The sequence below is a fragment of the Bacteroides sp. genome (assembly GCF_019417265.1).
Lineage (GTDB): Bacteria > Bacteroidota > Bacteroidia > Bacteroidales > Bacteroidaceae > Phocaeicola.
On record NZ_DXVR01000134.1, the window covers coordinates 1 to 5,674 of the forward strand.

Annotated in this window: 5 protein-coding genes; 2 read left to right on the top strand and 3 right to left on the bottom strand. The window is 39.9% G+C overall.

The annotated features are described in order from the left end of the window. The first annotated feature begins 850 nt into the window (after positions 1–850). The gene (locus QZ379_RS11850; RefSeq protein WP_259009503.1) at positions 851–2,086 is read left to right on the top strand and encodes a site-specific integrase; all 1,236 of its coding nucleotides are present in this window, start codon (positions 851–853) and stop codon (positions 2,084–2,086) included. 7 nt (positions 2,087–2,093) lie between these two features. After that, on the top strand, positions 2,094–3,320 hold the full coding sequence (locus QZ379_RS11855) for a site-specific integrase (protein ID WP_259009504.1): 1,227 nt from the start codon (positions 2,094–2,096) through the stop codon (positions 3,318–3,320). Between the two features lie 261 nt (positions 3,321–3,581). Here the strand turns inward: QZ379_RS11855 and QZ379_RS11860 are convergent, their stop codons facing one another. Genes QZ379_RS11860 through QZ379_RS11870 form a run of 3 tightly spaced genes read right to left on the bottom strand, consistent with a single transcriptional unit; the run spans position 3,582 to position 5,513 of the window. After that, the gene (locus QZ379_RS11860) at positions 3,582–3,986 is read right to left on the bottom strand and encodes a GNAT family N-acetyltransferase (protein ID WP_259009505.1); all 405 of its coding nucleotides are present in this window, start codon (positions 3,984–3,986) and stop codon (positions 3,582–3,584) included. Beyond that, positions 3,983–4,924 carry a DUF5712 family protein gene (locus QZ379_RS11865; protein ID WP_259009507.1) on the bottom strand — a complete coding sequence of 314 codons (942 nt, stop codon included), beginning with the start codon at positions 4,922–4,924 and terminating at the stop codon, positions 3,983–3,985. Before QZ379_RS11865 ends, QZ379_RS11860 begins: the two co-directional genes overlap by 4 nt. A gap of 4 nt (positions 4,925–4,928) precedes the next feature. Then, complete coding sequence (locus QZ379_RS11870; RefSeq protein WP_259009508.1) at positions 4,929–5,513, bottom strand: BfmA/BtgA family mobilization protein; 585 nt, start codon at positions 5,511–5,513, stop codon at positions 4,929–4,931. Positions 5,514–5,674: the final 161 nt, after the last annotated feature.

The window sequence follows — 5,674 nt, forward strand, 5'->3', positions numbered from 1 at the left end:
CTTTCGACAGAATAATCAAATTGACAAATTGTAAAGTTAAGTCCCGGAGAATCGATTTTTCCGGGACAAAGTACGGCTCGCTCCTAAATACGCAAGAAAAAATCAGTAATCGTTTGTTAAATAGATAGATGTCAAAAAACAGCCTTTCATTCTAGCGAAATTAGTTCATCGTAATTCATATCTTATGGGTTGTTTGGGCTATCTCATAGGGTTACGATAGGGTTATAACAGGGTCACAATGCCCATTCATGACTACTTACAATCCAGTTCACGACTACTTACGATGCCCAACGGCACTATTGGCGTTGCCTAATACGACTAGTCGAGTAGACTTTCGTGACCTATCGTGTATAAAAAACGGCCTTTTTGAGTAAAAAGCGCCATATATAGCTATCCTCTTTCCTCTATTTGGTGGTCTTGCGCAAAAGGCTATGTCACAATATATGCCTTATATCTGTCAAAAAGATCGGATTGGATCTTATTTGTTGACGGTGACCGATTTAAATTTCAGTAAACGTACGCATCTTTTTGATGCACATCAATAGTTGGTAAGACAAGAAACGACAAACGAAGCAACTGTTTATTTGTTAGCACTTTATGTCTTTTGGTGGCATGATGGTAAGACAAGGTAAAAAGCCAAGAACAGACAGGAAAAGTCAGCGTTCCGTTACCAAGTCATTACCTGTTTTTATCAGGAGCGACAAAGCAGAACAACGGTTTTCATAGCTGTTTGACAGAGCAAAAAGAAACATTACTTCACTTGTCTATAAGTGGCTTTCTTTGGCTGTGGCTTCCATTCTTCAAGTAACTCACTTAAGCAATAATTTTGTAACTAATTAAAAGTGAGCGCATGAAAGAAGAATTAAAGGTGCTATTCTACCTTAAAAAGAATCAGGTAAAAATCAATGGACTATGTTCTGTAATGGGACGTATCACCATCGGCACGTCAATGGCACAGTTTTCGGCAAAGGTAGAAGCCGAGCCATCAAAGTGGAATGCCAAAGCCGGGAGAATGACCGGAAAAAGCAATCACGCTTTACAGATAAACCGTCAGATTGATAAAATCAATCTAAGTATTCACGCCCGTTACAAGGAATACCTAACCAATCGGGGGAGCGTAACAGCCGAAGAACTGAAAAACGCATTTCAGGGCATTGCCACCACACAGGAAACCTTACTAAAAGTATTTGCGGAACACAACGAAGTTTACCATAAACGTGTCGGAATAGACAGGGTGAAAAGAACTTACAAGGGCTATTGTAACGCTTACAGTCATTTGGCTGACTTCTTGCAAAAAAAATACCGTGTGCGGGATATGTCGTTTAATCAACTCACATTCTCTTTTATTGAAGCCTATGACTTTTATTTACGGGTGGATTTGAAAATGAAACCGAATACTATATTAGGTTACATTATCCCGTTCAGAAAAATAGTTCGCATTGCCCTCAACAAAGGATTTATTACCCGTGACCCATTTACGGAGTATAAACCTGAACGTGGACAAAGCGAACACCGTACTTTGACGGACGAAGAACTGCAAAAGATAATGAACGCTACGTTTGATTCTCCAAACCGTACATTAATCCGTGACCTCTTTGTCTTTTCCTCTTTCTGCGGATTGGCATTTGCCGACTTGCGGAGATTGACCGAAAAGGAGCTTGTAACAACAGAGGACGGCAAACAGTGGATTGTCATGGCACGGAAAAAGACAGGTACGGTTTCCCGTGTACGACTATTGGATATTCCCTTACAAATTATAGAGAAGTACAAAAAGGACAGGTTTAGTGAGAAACTGTTCTCTGTTCCCGGATATTCCACCGTTGATATAAACCTGAAACGTATAGCCGAAATATGTGGAATTAAAAAGAATTTAACATATCACATGAGCCGTCATACTTTCGCTTCGGAATTGTGCCTATCGCAAGGCGTGCCTATCGAAACAGTCAGCCGGATGTTGGGACACAAGGATATACACACTACCCAAATTTATGCGACCGTTTCCACTCAAAAGATAAGTGCCGATATGAAACAGTTATCTGAACGGATGGCAGGAAAATTTTCTTTTGTAAAATCTCAAAACCAATAATAACATCATGCGGAGTACATTCAAATACCTATTTTACATCAATAGGAACAAAGTAAAAAAGAACGGGCTTTGTCCCGTAATGGGGCGCATAACTTTGGACGGGGAAATCGTCCAATTCAGCACAGGATTGGAAACCAATCCTGATTTGTGGGATGCCAAAACCGGGCGTTCAACGGGGAGAACTACATACGAAGCAGGTGTGAATAGAGAACTAAGAAGCCTTTCAGCTTCCATAGAAAAACACTATGCCAGTATTGTAGAGAAAGATGGCTATGTAACAGCCGAACGGGTTAAAAATGCGGTTCTGAATATAGCCCAAGAACCTACCACGCTATTAAAAGAGTTGGAAGAAGTAACCGAAGAGATACGGAAAAGTGTCGGTTTAAACCATACGATTGCCACTTACCGGTCATATGTAAACGCCTATTTGAACTTATCCCGGTTTATCCGTGATAAGTACGGTAAAAGTGATATGTCCTTTTCAAGTCTGGAATACTCCTTTATTGAGGATTACGATATGTATCTGAAAATAGACCATCAAATGGCAACGGGTAGTGTAATGCAGCATATTATATTTCTTAGGAAATTAGTAAAACGAGCCATGAACAAAGGGATTATATCACGTAATCCATTTTTCGGTTATGTTCCCGACCAACCTAAAACATCCCGGAAATGGTTATCCTGCGAAGAAATAGAAAAGGTAATGACCACCACAATAGAGCATCCGAGTGTGGCATTTGTACGGGATATGTTTGTCTTTGGATGTTGGACGGGCTTATCATACACGGACATCAAGAATTTGCAGGATATAAATATCGTTACAGATAGCGAGGGCAACCAATGGATAGATATTAAGCGACAGAAAACAGGTAGCAGGTCACTGATTCCATTATTGGATATACCCAAAGAAATCATACGAAAATACAAGGGTACTGGCGAAAAAGGAAAGGTATTTAAGATGTTATGTATGAATATGGTTTGTCAATACACCAAACGTATCGGCAAACTCTGTGGATTAGATAAGAAACTCACATTTCACATGAGCCGCCATTCGTTCGGAACTTCCATTTGTCTGACACAAGGCGTTCCAATAGAAACACTTAGCCAAATGATGGGACACCGAAATATTAAAACGACTCAAATTTATGCAGAGATAACAGGGGCGAAAATAGAGGAAGATATGCAACGGTTATCCCAAAAGATTGAGAATAAATACCAATTAGCAGAACACTGACAATATTTCCAAACCGCTCTTACGTATCGTAGGGCGGTTTTGTCTTTTATACCCACTCACACCAACCCACATATTTTTTCCTTTTTTTCTCTGATAAACATCCCACATATGGAAAGAATAAATAAGGCAACACTTTTTGGAAATTTACTCTTTTTCGGGACGAAAAAGGAAGAAATTTACAAAAACCGCTTGCGGCTCGGTGTTGCCGTTTTATTCTTGGAATATACCTTTGTGTTCAGATAAAGAAAGGATTAATTAAGATTATTCAATTGAAAAATAAGATATTAGATTGATTACCGCTATTGTGTAATTCTCGCCATCTATGGAATAAAAGCCTAACTTCTTGGCAAATGCACTGCTTTTGATGTTGGCACACTCAATGCCGATATAATTGAAACCATATTTCCGGGCTACTCCGGTCAAAAGCCTAAGAAAGTGTGTTCCGTGTCCTATCCGCTCTTTAATGAAACCCAATCGGGCGATAATCAGGCAATCAGGTGGAAAACGGCTTTCAACCTTTCTGATACGCAAATACAAATCTACCCGGCTGTTTCTCCGGGTGGCGATAATATTATCCACCGTCAGGCAAACGAGCGATTTGCGATATTTGAACCGTTCCATCAGGTAGCGGTCTATGTCGGCTCTTAGTTCTTCGTATTCAATCATCTTCTTATTCCTTTCTTCTTTTTCTTCTTGCGTTTCTGTGCCTGTAATTCTTCCGCTAATGTTGCATCGTAATTATTGCCATCTCCCAATGAAAAGATAGATAACAGAGAATCGCTGTTTGCATTACTTCCTTGATTAAAAGAATGTTTCTCGTTTTGCTTACTATCAATATTGCAAGAAACATTGTTTTCTTTTTCACCGGATTGGAATACTTCTTTTTTATTTTCGCCAGTAAAATGTTGTTTTGGTTCTTTCAAATTCTGTTCCTGTAATTCAATCTGTTCGGAAATAGAACCGTTCCTCATGGCATTGGCATACTCAAAGGATTCTGATAATTGTCGATTGTAACCGAACAGTTTATCAAATCCTTGCTCTGCCTGCTGGAACAGGTTCACACGGTCAAAACCACCTTTGATTACTCCGTTCTTGGTGTTCTTGTGGTTAGTTAGCGGAGATAGTTTCTTTTTATTAGTTTGGTCTTTCCGACTGACAATCAAATGGCAGTGCATATTCAGTTCGTTGTCAGAACGGCTACGGTCAAAATGTATCTTCCCGTAAAACTTTATATCCGCTCCGGATAGTCCTTTGTTGAAGTTCTTAGCGTATTCAGGAATAAAGACTTCCCGAATATACCGCTTCATGGCTTCGGCTTTCTCCTGTTCAGTGTTCCCCATTGCCCGAAGTTCGTTTTCAGATGGGCTGATATGGATAGCAAAAAACTTTGCATCTGTTTTCAATAGTTGCCCGATATTACTATCTATATCCTTTATTATTTGGGATTTGTAGATATTATCATCCGTCAGGTTGAAAAAGCCGTCGGTATAGATTCCTTTCTCCATCCGTTCCAAATCTTCATGCTCCATGTATGAAGCTAATTGGCGGCTACTTCCTGCATTGTTGTATGTTCCACCCGATGGTGGGGCAAAATCTATGTGCATGGCTCTATGTGTTTATCAGATTGATAATCTCTGCTTTTAGGCTCTCTTTCCGTTTACTATCCATCACACCGCAAGCGGATAACTCCGAATAGAGTTGCATTAAATTTAGTAGCTTCTTATAATCTCGTTGGTGTATCTGATACAAGGCGGTAAGTTGCTTCCCTTGCTGGTTGATTACGTCAGCGTGCTTGCTAAACTGTTCACTGACTTTTTGCAATACGGCTATTTGCTTTCCCTGACTGGATTCCAGTTGAGAAAGAATAAGCGTTTCCAATGTTTTGCCAATACCATCAAACCGAACCGCAATAGAATTGGCGGTTCGTATCATCGGATTTAATTGTTCTTCCTCGTAGTGACGAATGAAGCGGATAATGTCGTCCTGCCGTTTGTTTATCTTCGCCAGTTCCGATTTTACGGATTCGGGGGCTTCCGATGGGTTGATACACGCTTTATCAATATAGACAAATGCCAACCTGACTATTTCCCCTTTTTTCAGCGAATAGCGTTTGCAGAGTTTATCTATTAACTTTCCAGTCTGCCGGTCTATGCCGATGGTGGTAAATGTGGATATATTATTGGTCTTATCCATGATTATAACTTTTTTATAAAGAATGTGAGGTTTATTCAGTTGATTATAAGCTAAGTACATTTTCAGTTTATAATCACTGTTATAAACAGTTACGAATGTAACTCATTAAAGCCGAAGGCTTTGCCCCGCAGGGCAAGAGGGAAGAACAGGACTTGTCCAGT